Raw genomic sequence first — 21,161 nt, forward strand, 5'->3', positions numbered from 1 at the left:
GGCGGTCCCGGCGCGCCGGGACCGCCGGCGGTCATGCCGGCCCGTCGAGCAGGGCCGACACCGCTGCGCGGAACCGGGCGCGGCGCTCCGCGGCCAGTCCGGCGTCCGCCCTGGGCTCGTAGACGGCGGACGGCTCCCACCGCGGCACCGCCTCCCGGACGGTGAGCGCGCGATCGAGCCCCAACCGGGCGACCGCGCCGACGCCGAGCGCGGTGGCGTCCGGCAGCGCCGACACCTCGACGGGGATCTGGAGCAGGTCCGCCTGGGCCTGCATGAGCAGCGCCGACCGGGTCAGACCGCCGTCCACCCGCAGGGTGGTGAGCGGGGCGCCCAGATCGGTGGCGACCGCGTCCGCGAGTTCCGCCACCTGGGCGGCGATGCCGTCGCAGAGGGCGTGCACCAGGTGCCCGGCCGTGGTGGACAGGGAGAGACCGGTGACCGAGCCCCGCGCATCGCCCCGCCACCACGGGGCGGCGAGTCCGGCGAGCGCGGGGACGAAGGTGACGCCGCCCGCGTCCTGGACGCCGCCGCCGACGGTGTCGAGGTCCTCGGCGCCGGAGATCACGCCGAGCTCGGTCAGCCAGCGCACGGCGGAGGCAGCCGTGTACACCTGCCCGTCCAGGCAGTAGCTGGTCCGCCCGGCGAGCCGCCAGGCCACACAGCCGACCAGCCCGGAGGCACTGCGGCGGGGGAGCGGGCCGGTCTGCGCGAGCAGGAACGCGCCCGTGCCGTACGTGCACTTGGCGGTGCCCGGCGCCAGGGCCCGCTGGGCGAGCAGCGCTGCCTGCTGGTCGACGAGCAGCCCGGTCAGCGGGAGCGCGGGCCCGAAGGCGGTGGTGGCGCCGACACGGGTGTCCGCGTCGACGATCTCCGGCAGCCGCTCGTCCGTGAGGCCGAAGGCGTCGAGCGCCGCCGGGGACCAGCCCACGGTGTCGAGGTCGAGCAACTGGGTGCGGCCCGCCGTCGCCGCGTCGGTCACGAACGCCCCGGTGAGGCGGTGCACCAGCCACGCGTCGCTGGTCGTGACGACGCCGTCCCGGGTCAGGTGGCGGCGTATCCAGGCCATCTTCGGCGCGGCGAAATAGGGGTCGAGCGGCAGGCCGGTCGCCTGCCGCAACACCGTTGCGTGCGAGGCCAGTTCGGCGCAGAGCGGTTCGGCGCGCCGGTCCTGCCAGACGATCGCGTCGGTCAGCGGCTCACCGCTCGCCGGGTCCCAGGCCAGTACGGTCTCGCCCTGGTTGGCCAAGCCCACGGCTGCGACCGGCTCACCGGCCGCGGCCAGTGCCGCCCGCCCGGCGCCGACGACCGAGTCCAGCAGCTCCCGCGGGTCGACCTCCACCCGCCCGCCGGACAGGTACCGGGGCCGCACCCGGGCGGTCCCCGATCCGATGACCCCGCGTTCCGGACAGACGACGAGGGCCTTGGTTCCCGAGGTGCCCTGGTCGACAGCGAGCACCGGGCCCGTCATCACCGCTCCGTCCCTGGTGTCGCTTCTTGATCGTCGCTCGGAAGCCTCCATCAGCGGGCGTCGCCCGTCAAGATCCCCGGCGGGCCGCCCCTGGCGCTGACGCAAAGTCATATGGCACGAATGGCCGGTAACTTGCGTTCGAACAAGAATCTGGATGCGTAACCGTCCAGCGCCCTATAGTGATCGCCGATCAACGGGAAGGACGCCGACCGCGGGTCAACGCCGGTGATCGGGAGCGCGGTTCACCCACGGCTCCCGGGCACCCCCGGCACGGCACGGTTGCAGCGCGGCAGCCGAGCGCCGGACGGACCCACTCTCTACGCGATCCGAGGACTGATGACCACGACCACCGCAGGACGCGCCCGTACGGGCTGCCCGTCGACCGGGACGAGGTGATGGCGGCCAGCGACTTCCGGCCCGTCTACCACCCCGCCGGCCACGACAACGAGCTGCGCGCCGCCGTCCAGGACCTGCGCACCGGCCGCTGGGTGTCGATGGCCCGGCTGCTCGAACGGACCGACGGCTGGGGCCTGTGGACCCAGCGCACCCAGGTGCTCGCGGCGGTCGCCGCCGGATCCGACGTGGTCCCGGCGTGGCGCAGGGAGGAACCGCACAGTGTCGCCGCGACCGTGATGCACACCCGCGTCGCCGTCGAACGGGCCGTCCGTGCCCACCGTGCCGGGCACCCCCGCACCCACGAGCTGTGGCAGGAGGCGTGGAGCGCCTGCCGGGACACGGCCGCCCTCAGCCCCGCCGACCCCGTGCCCTGGGTCTGCCTGCTCGCCCTCGCACCCCTCGACGAGCAGCGCCGGATGGACGAGCACCGGCTCGCGCCGCCCGGCCCGATGCTGCCCCCCGGCCCCTGGGGCATCCTCGCCGAGGCCGACAAGCGCGACCCGCACAACCGCGAGGCGTACCACCGGATGCTCCAGTTCCTGTACGCGGGCCACCCCGGACCGCTCTCCGAGGCCGCCAACTTCGTCCACTGGGCGGCCGGTTCCGCGCCGCCCGGGTCCGCCGCGCACGTCCTGCCGCTCTACGTACGGGTGGAGCGCTACCGCCGCGAAGGCGGCCAGGAGCGGGCCCTCGACCTGCACTGGGTCGCCGAGGAATCCGTCCGTGACGCCGGACACGCCCTCGACCGCTGGTTCCGCGGCGCCGACCCGCGGCAGGCCTCCCCGCTCGACCTGAACCACCTCGCCCACGCCCTGTGGGGAGCCCTCCAGTTCGACGACGCGGCCCGCGTCTTCGACGCGATCGGCCCGTACTGGACGCCCCTGCCGTGGGCCTACCGGACCCGCGCCCCGGCCGACCAGGCGCTGGCCGAGGAGGTGTTCCTGCAGGCCAGGTCCCGCAGCCTGGCCGGCCGGGACTGACCCTCCCGCCCCGCCCCACCCGCTCACCGTCCCCGTGCCCCACCACCCCACCCGGAGGTACCACCATGTCCCGAACCGCATGGGCAGCCCGCCAGGGCCGTAATGCCCCACGCCCGCAGGACGAGGAGGAACGGCTCAGAGAGCTCGGCTACCAGCCCGTCCTCGCCCGCCGGATGGGCGGCTTCGGCAACTTCGCCATCAGCTTCTCGGTCATATCCGTCCTCTCCGGGTGCATGACCCTGTACGGCTTCGGCCTCGGCACCGGCGGCCCGGCCGTGATGCTGTGGGGCTGGGTCGGCGTCGGCCTCTTCGTCCTCTGCGTGGGTCTCGCCCTGGCCGAGGTGACCAGCGCCTACCCCACCTCCGGGGCGCTCTACTACATGGCCGACCGGCTCGGCGGACGCCGCTGGGGCTGGTACACGGGCTGGCTGAACCTGCTCGGCCTGCTCGGAGCCATCGCCGGGATCGACTACGGGGCCGCCCTGTTCACCGGCGCCTTCCTCAACCTCCAGTTCGGCTTCGTGCCCACCTCCGGATCGACGTTCCTGATCTTCCTGGGCATCCTGCTGCTGCACGCCGCGCTCAACCTCTTCGGCGTCCGCCTGGTGAGCGTCCTCAACTCGGTAAGTGTCTGGTGGCACTTGGGCGGCGTCGCGCTGATCGTCGGCGCCCTCGCCATCGTCCCCGACCACCACCAGTCGCCCTCCTTCGTCTTCACCGAGTTCGTCAACGACACCGGCTGGGCCAACCCGTTCTACGTGGCGGCGGTCGGTCTGCTGCTCGCCCAGTACACCTTCTCCGGCTATGACGCCTCGGCGCACCTCTCGGAGGAGACCTCGAACGCCTCCGTCTCCGCCGCCAAGGGCATCGTCCGGGCCATCTGGGTCTCCTGGATCGCCGGATTCGCCCTGCTCGCCGGACTCACCTTCGCCATCCAGGACTACGCGGCCGTCCAGGACAGCGTCACCGGCGTCCCGCCCGCCCAGATCTTCCTCGACGCCCTGGGCTCCGGCGGCGCCACCGCCCTGCTCCTCGTCGTCATCGTCGCGCAGCTCTTCTGCGGCAACGCCGAGGTGGCCGCCGCCAGCCGGATGGTCTTCGCGTTCAGCCGGGACAACGCGCTCCCCGGCTCGGCCCTGTGGCGCAAGGTCAGCGGCCGCACCCAGACCCCGGTCCCGGCGGTCTGGCTCTCGGTCGTCGTCGCGGGCGTGCTCGCGCTGCCGTCGCTCTACTCCGCCACCGCCTACGGGGCCGTGACCGCCATCAACGTCATCGGCATCACCCCCGCCTACGCCATCCCGATCTACCTGCGGCTGCGCGCCGGCAAGCGGTTCCAGCCGGGGCCGTGGAGCCTGGGCCGCTGGAGCAGGCCGATCGGCTGGATCGCCGTCGTATGGGTGGCCGTCGTCACCGTCCTGTTCTGCCTGCCGCAGAAGTCCCCGGTCACCGTCGACTCGATGAACTACGCGGTGATCGCCCTGGCCGTCGTACTGGTCCTCGCCAGCGTGTGGTGGTCCGTCGCCCGGCGCTCCTACGGGACTCCGGCCGCCTACGGGAACGCCCGCGAGCAGGCGGAGATCGCCGAGGGCATCGTCTGATCCTCCGGTCGCGCCCACCCGCCCGCCCGTGACCTGCCGGGCGGGCGCACGCGGTCCACGGCTGATGACAGGTGCCGACACGGCGTGGACAATCGACGCAACTGACGTCGGGGGGGCCGATGGGGCGGGCACTGCGGTGGGGCACGGGGCTGGTGCCGGCGGGTCTGGCGCTCTGGTACGGCTCGTACTACACCACGATCGTGGTCTGGGAGCTGCGGAAGGTCTTCGCCTGGCTGGCCGTCCCCCTACTGGCCGCGGCCGCGGCCGTGGCGCTGTGGCAGGCGGTGAGACCGGTCCGCGGCAAACGGCGCGGGGCCGGCGGGGGAGCCGCGACGGTGGCCTTCGCCTGGGTGGGCGGAGTCCTCGGGCTGGGCCTCGCCGTCTGGTGGCTCGTGTACGGCGCGTACCTCCAGGACCGGGAGTACATGCAGGACGTCCGGATCGTGTCGGAGCCGGTACCCGACCTGGCGCCCCGCGCCCCCTACCTGGTCGGAAAGGCACAGGCGGCACCACACCTGGGCGATGTGACCGGCGAGATCTCCGACGTCACCTACCTTCCCGACGCCGACCGGTTCGCCACCCTGGTGGAACGGCGCGGCTGGCTGGCCGGGTACGAAGTCGGCCTCGTGCAGGAGATCCCGCTGGGCGGCAACAGCCGCAACCAGCAGCGCTGTTCCTTCGACGTGGAGCGGGCGGACGCGCGGATCGGCGGCTGGTTCGCGCACAACCTCGGCCGGAAGATCTCGGCCCGGCAGCGCTGGGTCCGCTTCGAGGCCTCGGACGCCTACGTGACCTGTTCGGGCGACACCCCGGTCGTGGTCGTCCCCCTCAAGCGCCAGACCGGCATCCTCGTGGTGACCGAACGCCCCGCCGGTGTGGCGCTCTACGACGGACGGACCGGAAAGCTCACGATCACCACGGACCCGGCCACGGTGCCCGGGCCGTCCTATCCGCTCAGCCTCGCGTCCCGGCAGCGGGAGGGAACGGCCGCGGTCGGCAGTTTCACCGACTGGTGGTTCGAGCGCAGCGGCTGGGACGCGTCCGAGGACGGCGCGAACGAGGGCAACGATTCGGAGTTCACCCTCCGCTACCGCGATGCGACCGGGGACAGCGCGTACGTCACTCCCCTCACACCACAGGGCGAGGCCAGCTCGGTCGTGGCGGTGTCGACGGTCCCGACCCGCCACCAGGGCAGCGGCCGCGCCCCGGTGACCGTCCACCGGCTCAGCCCGACGTGGTCGTCACCGAAGGCACTGGTCGAGCTGGTCAAGGCCGAGTACCGGGACGTCTGCTGCTACAACGAGGACAGGGTGTTCGAGGTCGTCCCCACCGGCGGCAGCACCTGGACCGCCACCATCGGCAGCGAGCAGAACATCCGGTACCGGGTGGAGGGCCGGGGCCAGGTGGGCGGCCGCGAGGCGACCTGCCTGAAGGCCGCCGACGGGACGCTCATCCGGTGTGCGTACGCCGCCCCCGGATCGCCGGAGGAAGAGGAACTCGAGCGCCGGGAGCAGGAGAAGCAGAAACCGAAGGACGGCGGAGCCGCGCCACCGGGCGAGGCCGACCTCACCGGGTACACCCCCGAGCAACTCGCCGACCTGCAAAAACGCCTGTCCGACGAGTTCGTCCGCCGCCTCAAGAACGGCGGCGCCTGATCTGCGCCTGTTCGGCTGGTCCGGCCGCTGCTGGACCCAGGGGAGCAACTGGGTCAGCGCCTGCTCCCCGCTGAGCCGCACGGGCGTGGCCCCGAACCGGGCCTGGCCGCCCGCCCGCTGCGTGATGGCCCGCCGGCCGTCCAGCAGGACCAGTCCGTGCTCCGGCTCGACCGTGAACGGCCGGCCCCACCCCGGACCGGCCCGCGGAGCAGTACGTCGTACCGGCCCTTGGCGGCCTCCCGCGGCGGATTGCCGAGGACCTCGTAGGCCCCGCCGCGTTCGAAGTGCAGCAGGTGACCGGCGGCGAGCAGCGCGACAGCGGGCATGTCCGAAAGTGTGCGGGTGATGTCGTTCCGGACCATCACGGCCTCGTCCGGTCCGCCGCCAGACTGGATCCATCAGCACGTCGAGAGCGGGGGAACCATGAGTACAGCGGCAGCGGTTGTGGTGTACGGGGCGACGGGGCACACCGGCCGGTTCGTCGTCGCGGAACTGCGCAGGCGCGGATTCACCGCCATCGCCTCCGGCCGGGACGGGGCCCGGCTGGAGCTGCTGGCCGCCGACCGGCCGGACGTGGTGGTGCGGCCGGCCACCGTGGACGACGCGGGGTCGCTGGACCGGGCCCTCGCCGGCGCGGCCGCGGTCGTCAACTGCGCCGGGCCGTTCGCTGTCACCGCGGGGCCGGTGGTCGAGGCGGCCCTGCGCGCCGGGATCCCGTACGTCGACGTCGCGGCGGAGATCGAAGCGAACGTCTCGACCTTCGCCGACCACGCGGAAGCGGCCCGCGAGGCAGGCACGCCCGTGGTGCCGGCGATGGCGTTCTACGGCGGACTGGGTGACCTGCTGGTGACCGCCGCGATGGGGGAGTGGAGCGCGGCGGACGAGGTGCACGTCGCGTACGGGCTCAGCAGCTGGCACCCCACGCCCGGGACCCGGGAGGCCGGGCAGGTCTCCCATCAGCGCCGCGGGGGCCGCCGGGTGCGGTTCGCGGACGGCGCGCTGCGGTACCACGACGACAAGCCGCAGGAGCAGGAGTGGCCGTTTCCGCAGCCGTTGGGCCGGCGGGCGGTGATCGCGGAATTCACCATGGCCGACGTCGTCACCGTTCCCAGCCACCTGGCGGTGCCGGAAGTCCGCAATTACATGACCGTCGAGGCCGCGCGGGACCTGGCCGGGCAGGACACGCCGGAGCCGGAGCCGGTCGACGCGCTGGGCCGGTCGGACCAGACGTTCGTCGTGGACGTCCTGGTCCGCGCGGGCGGCGTCGAGCGCCGCGCGACGGCCCGGGGCCGGGACATCTACGCGGTCACCGCACCCCTGGCGGTGGAGGCCGTCCGGCGCATCCTGGCCGGGCGGACCCGGACGACGGGCCTGGCCTCGGCCGGCGCGATGTTCGACGCGGCGGACTTCCTCCGCGCGCTGAGCCCGCAACTGACGGTGGAGCTGCCGCACTTCTGACCGGGCCGCCCGCGCCCTCCGGGACGGCCGCCGTGATCATGCCTCTACTCTGGTTCCGCCAGAGGGCTATTTGACGAGCGGTCGCGAAACGGAGTGTGCGGTGCCGACGGGGGAGACGAACGATGAACTGGTCGGCAGGACACTCGGGGGGCGCTACCGGGTGACGGCGATGATCGGCCGCGGCGGGATGGGCGTGGTCGCCCGGGCCCACGACACGCTGCTCGACCGCGAGGTCGCCGTCAAGGTCCTGCGGGCCTACACCGACGCCGGCGGTCCCGAACTCGCCGATCTGCGCGCCCGGATGCAGCGGGAGGCGCAGGCCGCCGCCCGGATCCGGCACGAAGGTGTGGTCACCGTGCACGACGTGACCTCGCAACAGGGCCTGCCGGTCATCGTGATGGAACTCGTGGAAGGACCCTCCCTCGACGACGTCCTGACCGAGCGCGGCACCCTCGACCCGCACGAGGCGGCGGCGATCGGCGCCAAACTGATGGACGCCCTCGACGCCGCGCACCGCGCGGGGGTCCTGCACCGGGACGTGAAGCCGGGCAACGTACTGCTGGAGCGCGGCGGGCGGGTGGTGCTGACCGACTTCGGCATCGCCACCATGGACGGCCCCGGCGACGAGGCCCTCGCCAAGCTCACCCGCAGCGGTGAACTCGTCGGCTCGCTGGACTACCTGCCGCCCGAGCGGGCACAGGGGCAGGACCCCGGACCCGCATCCGACATCTGGTCGCTCGGCATGACGCTGTACGCGGCCGTGGAGGGCACGTCACCGTTCCGCCGTACCTCCGTGTGGTCCACCCTGTCGGCGATCGTCGCCGATCCGCTGCCCGAGCCCCGCCGGGCCGGACCGCTCGGACCCGTGCTCCGGGCGCTCATGGCGAAGGACCCCGCCGACCGGCCGACGGCCGACCGGGCGCGCGCGATGCTGGCGGAGCTCGCCGGGAGCGGCCCGGCGGGTCCCGGCGCGCCACCGGTGCCCCCGGCGGCCGGGCCGGCGCCGACGCAGCCGTCCGTCGTGGCGGCGGCTCCCGCCCCGCCCGCCTTCGGTCCCGCTCCGATGTCAGGCGTCGGTCCCGTACCCGTCCACCACCCGTACCAGCAGCCCGCGCACCTCGGCTACGCCCCGGTCGCGGGGCCGCCCCTGCCCAAGCCGCCGGGACCTTCGCCGGCCGGGCCCGCGCGCGGACGCGGACGTACCCTCATCGCGGTGGGCGCGGCCGTCGCCGTACTCGCCGCAGGGGGCGTCGCCTACGCCCTCACCGGCGGACACGGCGGGGCGAAGGGCGGCCGGGCGCCGGCGGCGCTGCCCGCGGCCACCCCCTCGGCGAGCAGCGGCCGGCCGGCCACGAAGACTCCCGGCGGGTCCCCCTCCCGGGCCTCCGGCGGCACCCGGTCGGCCAAGCCCACGCCCTCGGGCACGGCCCACGGGGGGACCCCGAGCGCGTCGGCGGCGCAGCCCGGCCCCGTACCGACGAGCTGTGGCGGCTGGAGCCACAAGGACCCGAAGCCGGGCAGCTATGGCTACATGGCCGGCGACTACCACCTGGAGACCGGCCCCTACCAGACGTGCCCCGCCGTCGGCCTGGCCAAGTCCGGCACGAAGCTCTGGTATCACTGCTACGTCGTCAACGCCCACGGCAACAAGTGGACTTACGTCCGCATCGACGGCACGAACACCGCGGGCTGGATGTCCAACGACAACCTCACCCGCCAGAAGGGCCCCTCGACCCCCTGCTGACGGCGCCCTCGTCCGTGCGCGCGGCGCCGGCAGCGAAGCCGAGGCCGGCGAGCGCCGCCGTACCGGCGGCTGCATGACCGGCCCCGGCCAGCACCAGCGTGCGCGCCGACTGGTAGCGGCAGCCCGCCGCGTCGAACGCCGCCGCGGCCGCGAGCTGCCGCGGCACGTCGCCGTCCAGCAGCGCCGCCGCCCGGTCCAGCTGCGCGGAGGCGACCGGGTTGCCGGCGACCACCGCCCGGGCGGCGTCCAGCCGTTGGCGGGCGTCCGGGCGCCCGGCGAGCACCGCCGCCTCCGCCCTGAGCGCCAGGTACCAGTGCAGCCAGATCCAGGAGATCCACTTCCACACCTGCTCCGGCTCGGGTGCGATCCGTGCCAGCGCCGCCTCCGGGTCCCCGTGGTGCAGCAGCACCATGGCGTCGAAGACCGCACCGTAGCCGTGGCGGTACTCCGGTGCAGTGCCCGTCCGGTCGGCCACCGCGAGCCAGTTCGCCCGGGCGTCGTCATCCCCGCGCAAGCCGTGGATCATCGCCACCGACGCGGCGGCCGGGCCGAGGGAGACCGACCTCGGGCGGCCGCCGCGCTCCCAGGCGTCCAGGAACCGCGTGCTGCCGGTGAGCACCTCGTCCGCGTTGCCCGCGAGCGCCTCCGCGATCAGGAGCCAGGACGTGGCGTGGTGGCCCACCTCGGCGAACAGCGGATGGTCGGCCAGTTCCCTGCCCCACCGGCGGCCCTGCGCCAACTCGCCGACGCCGAGAGCGGTCCCGGCAGCCATGGCGAGGGCGTCCATCCGCTCGTGCGTACTGGCGGGGGCGTGGGGTACCGGGGCCAGTACGTCGATCCGGCGGCGGGCCGCAGCGGCTGCGCCGAAGGAGTCCCCGGCCCAGGTCAGGGCGCCGGAGAGAGCGTCGAGGGCGGCTGATTCGGCCACCGGGTCGCCCGCCCGCCGGGCGAGCGCGACGGCGCGTTCGGCGGCGGCGACCGTCTCCTGCGCGGTGTTGTCCGCAGCTCCCTGGACCCGCGCCGAAAGCATCCGTGACCACCGCCGCCTCCGCCAGCGCGACAGCCGCCCCGGCCGCCGGACCGCCGCCGGACAGTTCCCGGGCCGCCGCGAGGACGGCGGCCACCTCCTCGACGGTCGGCAGCAGGGCGAACTCGCTGGAGAAGCGGTACGCGACGGTGGCGGCGGCCGCCAGGTCACGGCCCGCACCGGCGCTGTCCCCGGCCCGGCGGGCGGCCTCCGCGGCGCCGCGGTGCAGGCGGAACATGTCGTCGCCGAGCCTGCGGCAACCGGCCACCCCGGCGGCCTCGCGCAACGCCGGGGCGGCCGCGGCGTCACCGGCGAGCGAGGCCGCCTGCTCGAACCGCTGCTGGGCCTCGCCGAGCAGATTGCGGGCGAAGGCCAACGCGGCCAGGCACGAGGCGAGACGGTACGCGTCCCCGCGCCGCTCCGGCCGGTCCGCGGCCCAGGCGAGGGCGGATCGGAAGTCATCCGCCGCCGCGTCGAACTGCGCACGCCAGTCCGTGCCCCCGCCTCCCCCGAGCCCGGCCGCCCGGTTCAAACACCAACCCACGTGCCGGGACCGGACGTCGACCAGCTCGCCTGCCTCGGCGAGCCGCTCCGCACCGTACTCGCGGATGGTCTCCAAAGCCCCGTACCGGGTGCCGGTCGCGGACGGCAGTGCCGTGAGCAGGCTCTGTTCGGCGAGCCTGGCGAGCCCGTCCGCGACCGAGGCCGGATCCAGCGGGGCGAACCCGGCGACCGCCCCGGCCGCCCCCGCGGTGAACGGCATGACGAACACCGAGATCCGGCGCAGCAGCGCCCGCTCCCGCGGCTCCAGCAGGTCGTGGCTCCAGTCCAGCGCCGCTCGCACCGACCGGTGCCTGTCGTCCGCGCGGGGTCCTCCTGAGAGGATCCGCAGCGGGTCCGAGAGACCGGCGGTGAGACCGTCCAGCCCGAGCGTCGGCCAGCGCGCCGCCGCCAGCTCGATGGCCAGCGCCATGCCGTCGAGCCGTTCGCAGATCTCCGCGATCCGGTCGCGCACACCCGGATCCGGCGGCCGGCCGGCCGCAGCCGCCCGTTCCACGAACAGCGCCACGGCCTCCGACTCGGCCCCGTCGGCCCAGGACAGCGCCGGCACGGGCACGATCCACTCGAACGGCACCATCATCCGGGCCCGGCTGGTCGCGAGCACACGCAACCGGGGGCAGGCCACCAGCAGCCGTTCCGCGTAAGGCGCCACGCCGTCGCGGACCTGCTCGCAGTTGTCCAGCACCAGCAGCGCCTGCCGGTCCGCCAGCGCGGTCGGCACCGCCTCGTCGATGCCGCGCCCGGGCTGCTCGCCCACGCCCAGGGCCGCCGCGACGGCGGCCCCCACCCGCCCCGCGTCCGTGACCGGGGCGAGGTCGACGAACCACACCCCGTCGGCGAAGTCGTCCGCCACCTCCGCCGCCACCGCCAGTGCGAGCCGCGTCTTCCCCACCCCGCCCGGGCCGACCGCGGTGACCAGCCGGCGCGTCTTCAGCGCCTCGGCCAGCTCGGCGCGCTCCCGTACCCGGCCGACGAACGCCGTCAACGGCTGCGGGAGGGCCGGCGCCGGGCGCGACCGCCCGGCGCGGGCCGACCCGGCAGCGCGCCGGGACAGCGCCCGCCGGTCCGCCACCGCCAACTTCCGCAGCAGCGCGGAGACGTGTGACTCGACGGTGCGCACCGAGATGAACAGTCGTGCGGAGATCTCCGCGTTGCTGAGGTGCTCACCGAGGAGCGCGAGCACTTCGGCTTCCCGAGCGGAGATCACTGGAGTGGCTGGAGTGGACACCGGCTCATTATCCGTAGTGCTCTCCGTGGTCGGCACGGAGGCGGACCGTACCCGGCCGGGAGAGGCTGTGAGCACGCAGACCGAGCCCGGCAGGACGCACCGGGCCGATCGTGCCCCACGACCACCGGAGCGACCATGACCGATTCCGCCACCAAGGGCGCCGCACCCCGCGACCGGGCCCAGCGCCGTCACGACACCGAGCACCGGCTCGCCCACGACGTCGACCTCTGGGTGGCCAGTGCCTCAGCGGACGGCGCGCCGTACCTGGTGCCCCTGTCCTTCGACTGGGACGGCCGGACGCTGCTCATGGCCACCTTGGCCGACGGCCCGACCGGCAGGAACCTGGCCGGCACCCGCACCACCCGCCTGGGGCTCGGCCACACCCGCGACGTGTCCGTGATCGACGGCGAGGCCGAGGTCTTCGACCTCGACTCCCTGCCGCAGCAGCAGGGTGACCGGTTCACCGCCCGCACCGGCTTCGACCCCCGCACGGCGGCCGCGTCGTACCGCTGGTTCCGCGTCACCCCGCGCCACATCCAGTCCTGGCGCGAGGCGGACGAATTGCCGGGACGAGAGCTCATGCGCGACGGCCGCTGGCTCGGCTGACCGCCGCACCCGCGGGGCGCCGCCCGACAGCGGACACCCAGCACCGGCTCCCCTGAAACAGCGTACAGAGAGGAAACCTGCCATGACGAACACGCAGAAGTCCGACACGTTCACGACCGAGGAACGCGACGCGATGAAGGACCGCGCCCGGGAGTTGAAGGCGTCCGCGCGCCGCAGCCCGCGCACCGCGAAGGCGGACGGGGAGAGCGACGTGCGCGCGAAGATCGAGGAGATGGCGGACGCGGACCGGGTACTCGCCGAGCGGGTCCACGACATCATCAGGTCCACCGCGCCGGAGCTCTCCCCCAAGCTCTGGTACGGGATGCCCGCGTACGCCAGGGAGGGCAAGGTCGTCTGCTTCTTCCAAAGCGCCCAGAAGTTCAAGACCCGCTATGCCACGCTCGGCTTCAGCGACCAGGCGCACCTCGACGAGGGCGCCATGTGGCCCACCGCCTACGCCCTGACGGAGTTCACCGCCGCCGTCGAGGCACGGATCGCCGAACTGATCGCCAAGGCGGCGGGCTGACCTCCGGCGCCCGGCTCCGCGAGGCGTCCTCGGCCGGGCGGCCGGCCCTCCTGGTACCGGAACGCCCGGCAGACCGCGACGGGAAGCGGTCACTCGCCGGCGATGCGGTCGCCGAGCCATTCCAAGGCGGGCGGGATCTCCCGGCGCCAGGTGTCGAAGCTGTGCCCGCCGTGGTCCAGGGTGATCGACGAGACGCGGGCGGGCGCCTTGACCTTCTCGATGAACTTCTGCGTCGGCCTGTAGTTGGCCTCGCCCTGCAGCGAGGTGGTGACGAGGAAGGACGTCCTGCCCTGGGGCAGGTGGTCCAGGCTCCACAGCAGGTCCGAGCGACGCTCCTCGGCGCCGTTGCCGTGGAAGAGGTCACCCGAGTCGTCGTCCACCTCCGGCTTGTAGTCCGCCGACAGGCCCACCCCGGCGGCGTAGCTCTCCGGGTGCTGCAGAGCGAGCTTCAGTGCGCAGTAGCCTCCGGTGGAATCGCCGATGACGGCCCAGCCGCTGGCTGCGGCGCCGGTGCGGTAGGTGGCCGACACCGCTTTCGGCAGGTCGGCGGCGAAGAAGGTCTCGCTCTGCGGGCCGCCCGGGACGTCGATGCACTGGCTGTTGCGCGCCGATTCGGTGGTGGGGCGCATCATCACCAGGATCATGGGCCGCGTCTTCTTCTCCTTGACGAGGGCCCAGGCCTTCTTCGGGTAGTCCAACCCCTTGATCAGGTTCTCCGCCATGCCCGGGAACCCGGTGAGGACCACGGCCGTCGGGAACCTCCTGTTCTCGTTCCCCTTCTGGAAGTACTCGGGCGGCAGGTAGACGTACGCCGGAACGTCGGCGCCGGAGCGCGCACCGTGCACCGTGACCTTCTCGATCACCCCGGCCACCTGGGGCGGCCCGCCGCCGGGCGTGCCGGTCTGCTGCCGGCCGAGGACGTGTACGGCCGCCCCGGTGGACCGGCCCGGCACGGGCGCCGGCTGTGAACGGCCCGCGAGTTCGGCCCAGGACCCGTAGAGCAGGAAGCTGCGGTTCGCGGCGAGTGCGACGGTAACCAGGAGCAGCACCTGTATCAGGAACAGCAGACCCACCCGCCCCGTCACCCGTCTCCAGCCCCGCCGCGCGAGCCACGGCCACCACCGGACCACGGCGGCGGAGCTCAGCCCCAGGATGAGGACGGCCAAGAGCAAGGGCATGGCACTCGTCAGGCTCACGGGTCGGTAAGGCCTCCGCGTCGTGTCGGAACGGACCACCGCGGGCAGCCCGGTCGCACCCCGTCGAGGGGCGCGTCGGGTAAGACAGGCCCACGCCGAAATCCGTTCCCACGGGCGTCCGCGTGTTGCCGGAGGGCGTGAACCGGCCCGGCTGCGCGCGGCGTTAGCATGCGTCCCATGCCGGACGCACCGCCCCCCGTCGAGCCGTTCACCCCGTCGACCGAGCCGGGGGCGCTCGAAGAGCTCCGGGCACGGCTGCGCGCCACGCGCTGGCCGGACGCGCCGGCGGACGCCGGATGGTCGCTCGGCGCCGACCTCGACTACCTCCGCGAACTCGTCGCGTACTGGGCGGACGGGTTCGACTGGCCGGCGCAGGAGGCGGCGCTCGCCCGGCTTCCCCGCTTCCGCGTCACGCTGGGCGGCCTCGGGACCCACTTCGTCCACGTCCGGGCCACAGCCCCGGCCGGGCCCGTCCTGCCCCTGGTGCTCGGCCACGGGTGGCCGGACTCGTTCTGACGCTACTCGAAGGTCGTCCCGCTGCTCACCGACCCGGCCGCGCACGGCGCCGACCCCGCCGACGCGTTCGACGTGGTCGTGCCCGACCTGCCGGGCTACGGGTATTCCGACCGCCCCAAGGGGCCGCCGCCCGACGCCATCGCCGTCGCGGGCCTGTGGGCCCGGCTGATGGGCGTCCTCGGCTACGCCCGGTTCGGCGCGGCGGGCGGGGACATCGGCAGTCACGTCTGCCGCTACCTCGCGCTCGACCACCCCGACCGGGTCGTGGCCGTCCACCGTACGGACGCCGGCCTGCCCGTCTTCACCGGCGCCCCGGCGGACCTCGCGCCCGAGGAACGCGCCTGGCTCGAAAGTGCCGCGGCCTGGGGCACGGGTGAGGGAGCCTACGCGGCCATGCACCGTACGAAACCCCAGACCGCCGCCGTCGGACTCACCGACTCGCCGGCGGGGCTCGCCGCGTGGATCGTGGAGAAGATGCGGGCCTGGAGCGACTGCGGCGGCGACATCGAGCGGTCGTTCACGAAGGACGAGATCCTCACGAACGTCACCCTCTACTGGCTCACCGGGACCATCGGCTCCTCGATGCGCATGTACCGCGCGAACGCCTCGATCCCTCCCGCCCAGCACGCCCGCCGGGTCGAAGTGCCGTCCGGCTTCTCCCTCTTCCGCGGTGACGTGGTCCGCCCGCCGCGGGCGTGGCTCGAACGCACGGCGAACGTCGTGCGCGTCACCGAACCCGCGCGCGGCGGGCACTTCGCACCCTTCGAAGAACCCGGGCTCTACGCGGAGGAACTACGCGCGTTCTTCCGCCCCTACCGGGCAGCGCTGGCCGGCTGATCCGCCCCGCGCCGCCCGGCAGTCGCGGCCTACAGCGGCGGCCCGGCCGGCCGGGTCCGCCAGAAGGCGCACCGGTGGTCCGCCGCGAACGACGTACCCGTCCGTGTCCCGACGGGGTCGAGCGTCCGCACCGTACCCGTCCCGGCCCCGGTCGCGGGCCAGACGGTCTGCCCCGGCACGGCCGGCGAGCCGAACCGGGCGAGGGCGCCCCGACGGAAGTCGTGATCGGCCAACGCCGACAGGAAGGCGGCGAGTCGGGCAGCCTGGGTGCTCTCGCGACGGCCGCGGCGCGGGGTGTGTCGCGCCCGCGACCAGCGCCGCTCCGGCCAACGGTTCTTCTCCAAGGGCCAGGACTCGCACGCGCCCTTCGGCCCGGTGGTCGTCACCGCCGACGAGGTCCCGGACCCCGTGGACCTGGACCTCTCGCTGCGCCTCAATGGAGTGACCAAGCAGAAGTCGAACACGCGGAACATGCTCTTCCGCACCAGATGCTGCGCGCCCTGGACCTCCCGGCCGTCGCCCCCGGCGCCGGCCACCTGCTCTCGGGGGCCCATGCCTGACCGGCCGGGCCCCGAGGGGGCCCCGATACGATCGCGACCGCGTACAACGGAAGGCGATCATGTCGGACAGCCCTTTCAGGGCCCAGCTCGTTGATCAACACGGTCTACGGGGCGTTCCTGCGCCGCCTCGGCGGCTGGACGTCCATCGCGGACCTGATCACGCTGATGGGAGAGCTCGAAGTCGACGGCCCGGCGGTGCGCTCGGCGATCTCCCGGCTGAAGAAGCGCGGTGTCCTCGAACCGGAGCGCCGCGGAGCCACCGGCTACCGGCTGAGCCCCGCCGTGCTCCCCGTCTTCGATGAGGGGGACCACCGGATCTTCGCCGGCCTGGAACCCGCCGACCTCGCGGACGGCTGGGCCATGGCGGACCCCGCCGAGGCCTTCCGCCACTACGTTCCCCTGCTCACCCAGTGGCGGCGGCTGCCGTACCAGGACCCGGGCCTGCCCGTGGAACTGCTGCCGGCGGACTGGAACGCGGTGGCGGCCAGGCAGGTCTTCCGGCGGCTGCACGCGGTTCTGCTCGAACCGAGCCTGCGCCACGTCGGTGACGTCACGGGGCTGCGGGCCTGAGGGCGGCGCGGACCGGGCAGTGCTCCGGACCGGAAGCGAGCGCGGATGTTGACATGCAAAAGTGTGAGTGGTTGAGTACTCACATGAAGAGCGAACGCCCCCGCCAGCTGTCCACCGCCGACGAACGCCGGGAGACGGTGCTGCGCACCGCCATCGGCGCCTTCGCCGCCCGCGGCTACTGGGGCACCACCACCACCGAGGTGGCGAAGGCGGCCGGGATTTCGCAGGCGTACGTCTACCGCCTGTTCCCGAACAAGGAACTGCTGTTCACGGCGGTGGTCGAGCACTGCTTCGTGCAGGTGCGGGCCAGTCTGGAGCGGGGTGCCGCCGACGCCGGGGGCGGTTCCCCGGAGGCGGCCCTGAAGGCGATGGGCGACGCCTACGCCAAGCTGATCACCAACAACGATCTGATGCTGATCCAGCTCCACGCCCAGGCGGCGGCCGTCTCGGAGCCCGCTGTGCGTGAGGCGGTCCGACGGGGATACGCCCGGCTGGTGGAGTACGTGCGCGGAGCGTCCGGCGGCACGGACGCCCAGGTGCAGGAGTTCTTCGCGCTGGGCATGCTGTGCCATCTCATCGTCTCCATGGGCGCCGAAGAGGTGGACGCCCCCTGGACCCGGGCGCTGTCGGCCGGCATCAGGCACTACTGACACGGCTGCCGCGCCCGCGCGGGCGCCGGCCGGGCGGGGCACGCAGCCCCGCCGACTTTGGGCCACGTTTGTGAGTGGTTAACCACACAGGGAGGTTCACGTGAAGTCCACCGGCATCAGCCGACGCCCAGGGGCCGCCATCGCGGCCCTGGCCGGGGCGCAGTTCACCGTCATGGTGGCCACCTCGATCGTCAACGTGGCGCTGCCGCAGATCCGGTCGGGCGTCGGTTTGTCGGACGGCGGCACCACCTGGGTGGTCAATGCCTACGGTCTGGCCTTCGGGGCGCTGCTGCTGGCCGGAGGCAGGGCGGCGGACCTGCTGGGGCACCGCCGGACGCTGCTGGCGGGACTGGCCGTGTTCGGGGCCTCGTCGCTGGCGGCGGGTCTGGCCGCCTCGCCCCCCGTGCTGATCACCGCCCGCGCGGTGCAGGGCCTGGGCGCGGCGGCCATCGCCCCCGCGGCGCTGGCCCTCGTGATGGCCCTGGTGCCGCCCGGACCGGGCCGCGGGAAGGCGCTCGGGACATGGGGTGCGGTTTCCGGCGCCGGGGCCGCGGCCGGTGTCCTCCTCGGCGGCGTCCTGACGCAGGCCCGGGGCTGGCCATGGATCTTCCACGCGGTCGCGATCGGCGCGTTCCTGGTCCTCGTCGCGGCCGCCGCCACCGTACCGACGCTGCCGGCCGGGGGCGGCGGACCGTTCGACCTGCCCGGGACCGCGACCGTCACCCTCGCGCTCACCGCCCTGGTGTGGGCGCTGACCACGGCACGCCGTTCGGGCTGGACGGACAGCGCGGTCCTGGCAGCCCTCGCGGCCGCCGCCCTGCTGCTGACCGCGTTCGTCCTGGTCGAACGCCGACACCCGAACCCGCTGCTTCCGGCCCGCCTGTTCCGCACCGGACGGGTCGCCGCCGCCAACCTGCTGATGGCGCTCCTCGGCTCGGTGTGGATCGCCGTCTTCTTCTTCCTGCCGCTCTACCAGCAGCAAGTCCTCGGCACCGGGCCCCTGGTCACCGGCCTGGGCCAGCTCCCGCTCGCCTTCGCCAACGTGCTCGGCTCCATGCTGGCCCCGCGGGTCTCCCGCCGCATCGGCGCCACCGCGACGCTCACCGGCGCACTGCTGACCGAAGCCGCCGGCCTGCTGTGGCTGTCCCGGATCAGCGCCCAGGGCAGCTATGCGACCGACGTCCTCGGCCCCGTCGTCCTGATCGGTCTCGGCCTGGGCGTCGCCTTCGTCCGGCTGACCGCCCAGGCCGTCGAGGGGGTTCCGCCCCAGGACGCCGGACTGGCGGGCGGCCTGGTCAACACCACCCGCCAGGTCGGCGGCGCGCTAGGGCTGGCCGTCCTCGCCACCCTGGCGGGCACCACCACCGCCCGTGCGGCCGCCCACCAGCCGGGCCTGGAAGCCCTCACCGCCGGCTACCGCACGGCCTTCGGCATCTCGGCCGCCGTCCTCGTGGCCGCCGCCGCCCTTGCCCTGCTCCTCGCCCGCCGGCCCGGGCACGTCCCCCGGTCCACGACCTCCACGGCCACCCCTGAGCGCAAGACCGCCACCCACCAGACGACACCCAATTGAGAAACAGAGGAACCATGTTCACCATCGACGAGTCCGCCCCCGCCGTCGTCCGCCTGTCCACCGTGATCGAAGCCCCGCTGGAACGCGTCTGGGCCCTGCACACCGACATCGGCGCCTGGGCCGTCTGGAACGCGGACATCGACCGGGCCGAGCTCGACGGGCCGCTGCTGCCCGGCACCTCTTTCCGCTGGAAGACCCACGGCCTGGACATCACCTCCACCGTCCGGGAGATCATCCCCGGCGAGCGCATCGTGTGGGGCGGCCCCGCGGACGGCATCGAAGGCATCCACGTATGGACCTTCGAGCGGACCGGAGACCACGTCACCGTCCGCACCGAGGAGTCCTGGAGCGGCGCGCCCGTCGACGCCGCCGCCGAACAGCTCGGCCAGGCCCTGCGGCAGTCCCTGACAGCCTGGCTCGCCTCCCTCAAGGCCGCCGCCGAGCGGACCGGCTGACGCCACCGCATCCCGCCCGGCACCCGATCCGCTCCCAGCAGCCATCCCGAGAAGCGAGGTTCCGCCATGACCGGCAAGCCCTACCTGACCGGCCACTACACCCCCGCCGTCGACGAGATCAGCGCCACCGAGCTCACCGTCGAAGGCACCCTGCCCCCCGAGCTGACCGGCCGGCTGATCCGCAACAGCCACAACCCCAAGCCCGGCGTCACCCCCACCCACTGGTTCAAGGGCAGCGGCATGGTCCATGGCATCCGCCTGAGCGAGGGCCGCGCCGACTGGTACCGCAACCGCTGGGTCCGCACGCCGGCCCTGGACGGCGCCCCCTACATGACCGAGCACGGCCCGGACCTCACCGCCAGCACGGCGGGCACCCACGTCATCGAGCACGCCGGCCGTCTCCTCGCGCTGTGCGAGGCCAACTTCCCCGTGGAAATCGGCCCCGACCTCGACACCGTCGGCCCCTACGACTTCGGCGGCAAGCTGCGCAGCGCGATGACAGCCCACCCCAAGACCGACCCGGTGACGGGGGAACTGCACTTCTTCGGCTCCGCGCCGTTCCCGCCGTTCCTCATGTACTACGTGGCCGATGCCCAGGGCCGGGTAACGCACAGCTTCGAGGTGCCGGGCGCCACCGCCTCCCTCAAGCACGACTTCGCGATCACCCGCCACCACATCGTCTTCATCGAGGGCACCGTCACCTTCGACCCGGCCGAGCACTCGGGCATCCCCTACGGCTGGAACGACGACCAGCCCGCGCGCATCGGCGTCATGCCCCGAGGCCCGCAGGGTGCGGGGAAGATCCGCTGGTTCCCCGTCGAGCCCGGCAACATGCTGCACGCCGCCAACGCCTACGAGGACGCCCAGGGCCGGATCGTGCTGGAAGGCCCGACCGTGGACCGGGAAGGCTTCCGGCTCTCCTGGAACTGGTGGGTCGGCGCCCCCGGTCGCGGTACCGAACCCAGCACCCTTTCGCATACCCGTCGTTGGACCATCGACCTGGCGCACGGCCGGGTCCACGAGCAGACCGTCGACGACCTCGCCGTCGAATTCCCCACCCTCAACGATGACTTCCTCGGTGCGGAGCACCGCTACCAGTACGCCGTGTCCTTCCCCGACCAGCGCGGCTACGGCGGATACGGCATCGTCAAGTACGACCGCGCCACCGGTGGCCGCCGGATCCACCAGACCGGAGACGCCCGACTGCCGAGCGAAGCCGTCTTCGTGCCCGCCGCGGGCGCCACCCGCGAGGACGACGGCTACCTGCTCACCGTCATCTCCGACCTCAAGCAGGACACCTCCCGGCTCCTGGTGCTCGACGCCTCCGGCCTCGACCGGATCGCCGCCGTCCACCTCCCGCGCCGGGTCACCGCGGGCATCCACGGCTCCTGGATCCCCGACACCGAGGCCTCCCACGGCTGAGCACCGCCCCGGACCCCCCTGAGGCCCGTGCCCCTCCTCGCCGACCCGGACGCGTCGCACCGTCGCCGCGTGGTGCGCCTCCGCGCCGGTGAGCGTCACGGCGTCGCCGGGAGCGGCGTCGACGGGCTGGTCGAGGAG

The 21,161-nt window shown here is 73.8% G+C and carries 18 protein-coding genes and 1 pseudogene; 14 read left to right on the plus strand and 5 right to left on the minus strand.

Annotated features, from left to right (window positions below):
* Positions 1-31: 31 nt before the first annotated feature.
* A complete protein-coding gene (locus tag ACWGH1_RS33780) occupies positions 32-1,468 on the minus strand; it encodes an FGGY family carbohydrate kinase (protein WP_453354009.1) in 1,437 nt (478 codons plus the stop codon).
* Between the two features lie 395 nt (positions 1,469-1,863).
* Between ACWGH1_RS33780 and ACWGH1_RS33785 the strand changes: the two genes are divergently transcribed.
* The 5 genes from ACWGH1_RS33785 (at position 1,864) to ACWGH1_RS33805 (ending at position 9,299) form a co-directional block, all read left to right on the plus strand.
* Positions 1,864-2,844 (plus strand): hypothetical protein, encoded by a 981-nt coding sequence (locus ACWGH1_RS33785; protein ID WP_453354008.1) that lies wholly within the window; start codon positions 1,864-1,866, stop codon positions 2,842-2,844.
* A 65-nt stretch (positions 2,845-2,909) separates the two neighbouring features.
* Positions 2,910-4,442 carry an amino acid permease gene (locus ACWGH1_RS33790; RefSeq protein WP_453354007.1) on the plus strand — a complete coding sequence of 511 codons (1,533 nt, stop codon included), beginning with the start codon at positions 2,910-2,912 and terminating at the stop codon, positions 4,440-4,442.
* Positions 4,443-4,561: 119 nt separating this feature from the next.
* The gene (locus ACWGH1_RS33795) at positions 4,562-6,097 is read left to right on the plus strand and encodes a hypothetical protein (RefSeq protein WP_453354006.1); all 1,536 of its coding nucleotides are present in this window, start codon (positions 4,562-4,564) and stop codon (positions 6,095-6,097) included.
* A 423-nt stretch (positions 6,098-6,520) separates the two neighbouring features.
* Positions 6,521-7,555 carry a saccharopine dehydrogenase family protein gene (locus ACWGH1_RS33800; RefSeq protein ID WP_453354005.1) on the plus strand — a complete coding sequence of 345 codons (1,035 nt, stop codon included), beginning with the start codon at positions 6,521-6,523 and terminating at the stop codon, positions 7,553-7,555.
* 100 nt (positions 7,556-7,655) lie between these two features.
* The gene (locus ACWGH1_RS33805) at positions 7,656-9,299 is read left to right on the plus strand and encodes a serine/threonine-protein kinase (protein ID WP_453354004.1); all 1,644 of its coding nucleotides are present in this window, start codon (positions 7,656-7,658) and stop codon (positions 9,297-9,299) included.
* Here ACWGH1_RS33805 and ACWGH1_RS33810 read toward each other — a convergent pair.
* Positions 9,265-9,813 (minus strand): hypothetical protein, encoded by a 549-nt coding sequence (locus tag ACWGH1_RS33810; protein WP_453409296.1) that lies wholly within the window; start codon positions 9,811-9,813, stop codon positions 9,265-9,267. The genes ACWGH1_RS33805 and ACWGH1_RS33810 overlap by 35 nt on opposite strands.
* Entirely contained in the window at positions 9,800-12,115 is a 2,316-nt protein-coding gene (locus ACWGH1_RS33815; RefSeq protein WP_453409297.1) for an ATP-binding protein, read from the minus strand. The genes ACWGH1_RS33810 and ACWGH1_RS33815 overlap by 14 nt, the downstream gene beginning before the upstream one ends.
* A gap of 135 nt (positions 12,116-12,250) precedes the next feature.
* Between ACWGH1_RS33815 and ACWGH1_RS33820 the strand changes: the two genes are divergently transcribed.
* Together ACWGH1_RS33820 and ACWGH1_RS33825 are read left to right on the plus strand one after the other, a co-directional pair.
* Positions 12,251-12,721 carry a pyridoxamine 5'-phosphate oxidase family protein gene (locus ACWGH1_RS33820; protein ID WP_453357756.1) on the plus strand — a complete coding sequence of 157 codons (471 nt, stop codon included), beginning with the start codon at positions 12,251-12,253 and terminating at the stop codon, positions 12,719-12,721.
* Between the two features lie 82 nt (positions 12,722-12,803).
* Positions 12,804-13,247, plus strand: a complete 444-nt coding sequence (locus ACWGH1_RS33825) for an iron chaperone (protein ID WP_453409298.1) — start codon at positions 12,804-12,806, stop codon at positions 13,245-13,247.
* An 89-nt stretch (positions 13,248-13,336) separates the two neighbouring features.
* On the opposite strand, the gene ACWGH1_RS33830 is transcribed toward ACWGH1_RS33825, so the two are convergent.
* Positions 13,337-14,443: an alpha/beta hydrolase gene (locus tag ACWGH1_RS33830; RefSeq protein ID WP_453356328.1), complete on the minus strand. Its 1,107-nt coding sequence runs from the start codon at positions 14,441-14,443 to the stop codon at positions 13,337-13,339.
* 177 nt (positions 14,444-14,620) lie between these two features.
* Between ACWGH1_RS33830 and ACWGH1_RS33835 the strand changes: the two are divergent.
* A pseudogene (locus tag ACWGH1_RS33835) lies at positions 14,621-15,796 on the plus strand (epoxide hydrolase family protein).
* Between the two features lie 29 nt (positions 15,797-15,825).
* Here the strand turns inward: ACWGH1_RS33835 and ACWGH1_RS33840 are convergent.
* On the minus strand, positions 15,826-16,182 hold the full coding sequence (locus ACWGH1_RS33840) for a hypothetical protein (protein ID WP_453356332.1): 357 nt from the start codon (positions 16,180-16,182) through the stop codon (positions 15,826-15,828).
* Between ACWGH1_RS33840 and ACWGH1_RS33845 the strand changes: the two genes are divergently transcribed.
* The 6 genes from ACWGH1_RS33845 to ACWGH1_RS33870 all read left to right on the plus strand — a co-directional run bounded on the left by ACWGH1_RS33845 (position 16,091) and on the right by ACWGH1_RS33870 (position 21,023).
* On the plus strand, positions 16,091-16,450 hold the full coding sequence (locus ACWGH1_RS33845; RefSeq protein WP_453356331.1) for a fumarylacetoacetate hydrolase family protein: 360 nt from the start codon (positions 16,091-16,093) through the stop codon (positions 16,448-16,450). The genes ACWGH1_RS33840 and ACWGH1_RS33845 overlap by 92 nt on opposite strands.
* The gene (locus ACWGH1_RS33850; RefSeq protein WP_453356329.1) at positions 16,447-16,926 is read left to right on the plus strand and encodes a PaaX family transcriptional regulator C-terminal domain-containing protein; all 480 of its coding nucleotides are present in this window, start codon (positions 16,447-16,449) and stop codon (positions 16,924-16,926) included. Before ACWGH1_RS33845 ends, ACWGH1_RS33850 begins: the two co-directional genes overlap by 4 nt.
* An 83-nt stretch (positions 16,927-17,009) precedes the next feature.
* The gene (locus ACWGH1_RS33855) at positions 17,010-17,576 is read left to right on the plus strand and encodes a TetR/AcrR family transcriptional regulator (RefSeq protein ID WP_453356330.1); all 567 of its coding nucleotides are present in this window, start codon (positions 17,010-17,012) and stop codon (positions 17,574-17,576) included.
* A gap of 100 nt (positions 17,577-17,676) precedes the next feature.
* Positions 17,677-19,146 (plus strand): MFS transporter, encoded by a 1,470-nt coding sequence (locus tag ACWGH1_RS33860; RefSeq protein WP_453409299.1) that lies wholly within the window; start codon positions 17,677-17,679, stop codon positions 19,144-19,146.
* A 14-nt stretch (positions 19,147-19,160) separates the two neighbouring features.
* Complete coding sequence (locus ACWGH1_RS33865; RefSeq protein WP_453357344.1) at positions 19,161-19,601, plus strand: SRPBCC family protein; 441 nt, start codon at positions 19,161-19,163, stop codon at positions 19,599-19,601.
* A gap of 66 nt (positions 19,602-19,667) precedes the next feature.
* Positions 19,668-21,023, plus strand: a complete 1,356-nt coding sequence (locus ACWGH1_RS33870; RefSeq protein WP_453357345.1) for a carotenoid oxygenase family protein — start codon at positions 19,668-19,670, stop codon at positions 21,021-21,023.
* Positions 21,024-21,161 lie beyond the last annotated feature (138 nt).

This window comes from Streptomyces sp. NPDC054883 (assembly GCF_053610645.1).

Coding starts and splice junctions, on each gene's coding strand:
- ACWGH1_RS33795 (WP_453354006.1), top strand. CDS start 4,562: ATGGGGCGGGCACTGCGGTGGGGCACGGGGCTGGTGCCGGCGGGTCTG.
- ACWGH1_RS33800 (WP_453354005.1), top strand. CDS start 6,521: ATGAGTACAGCGGCAGCGGTTGTGGTGTACGGGGCGACGGGGCACACC.
- ACWGH1_RS33780 (WP_453354009.1), bottom strand. CDS start 1,468: ATGACGGGCCCGGTGCTCGCTGTCGACCAGGGCACCTCGGGAACCAAG.
- ACWGH1_RS33865 (WP_453357344.1), top strand. CDS start 19,161: ATGTTCACCATCGACGAGTCCGCCCCCGCCGTCGTCCGCCTGTCCACC.
- ACWGH1_RS33825 (WP_453409298.1), top strand. CDS start 12,804: ATGACGAACACGCAGAAGTCCGACACGTTCACGACCGAGGAACGCGAC.
- ACWGH1_RS33790 (WP_453354007.1), top strand. CDS start 2,910: ATGTCCCGAACCGCATGGGCAGCCCGCCAGGGCCGTAATGCCCCACGC.
- ACWGH1_RS33785 (WP_453354008.1), top strand. CDS start 1,864: ATGGCGGCCAGCGACTTCCGGCCCGTCTACCACCCCGCCGGCCACGAC.
- ACWGH1_RS33855 (WP_453356330.1), top strand. CDS start 17,010: ATGAAGAGCGAACGCCCCCGCCAGCTGTCCACCGCCGACGAACGCCGG.
- ACWGH1_RS33820 (WP_453357756.1), top strand. CDS start 12,251: ATGACCGATTCCGCCACCAAGGGCGCCGCACCCCGCGACCGGGCCCAG.
- ACWGH1_RS33870 (WP_453357345.1), top strand. CDS start 19,668: ATGACCGGCAAGCCCTACCTGACCGGCCACTACACCCCCGCCGTCGAC.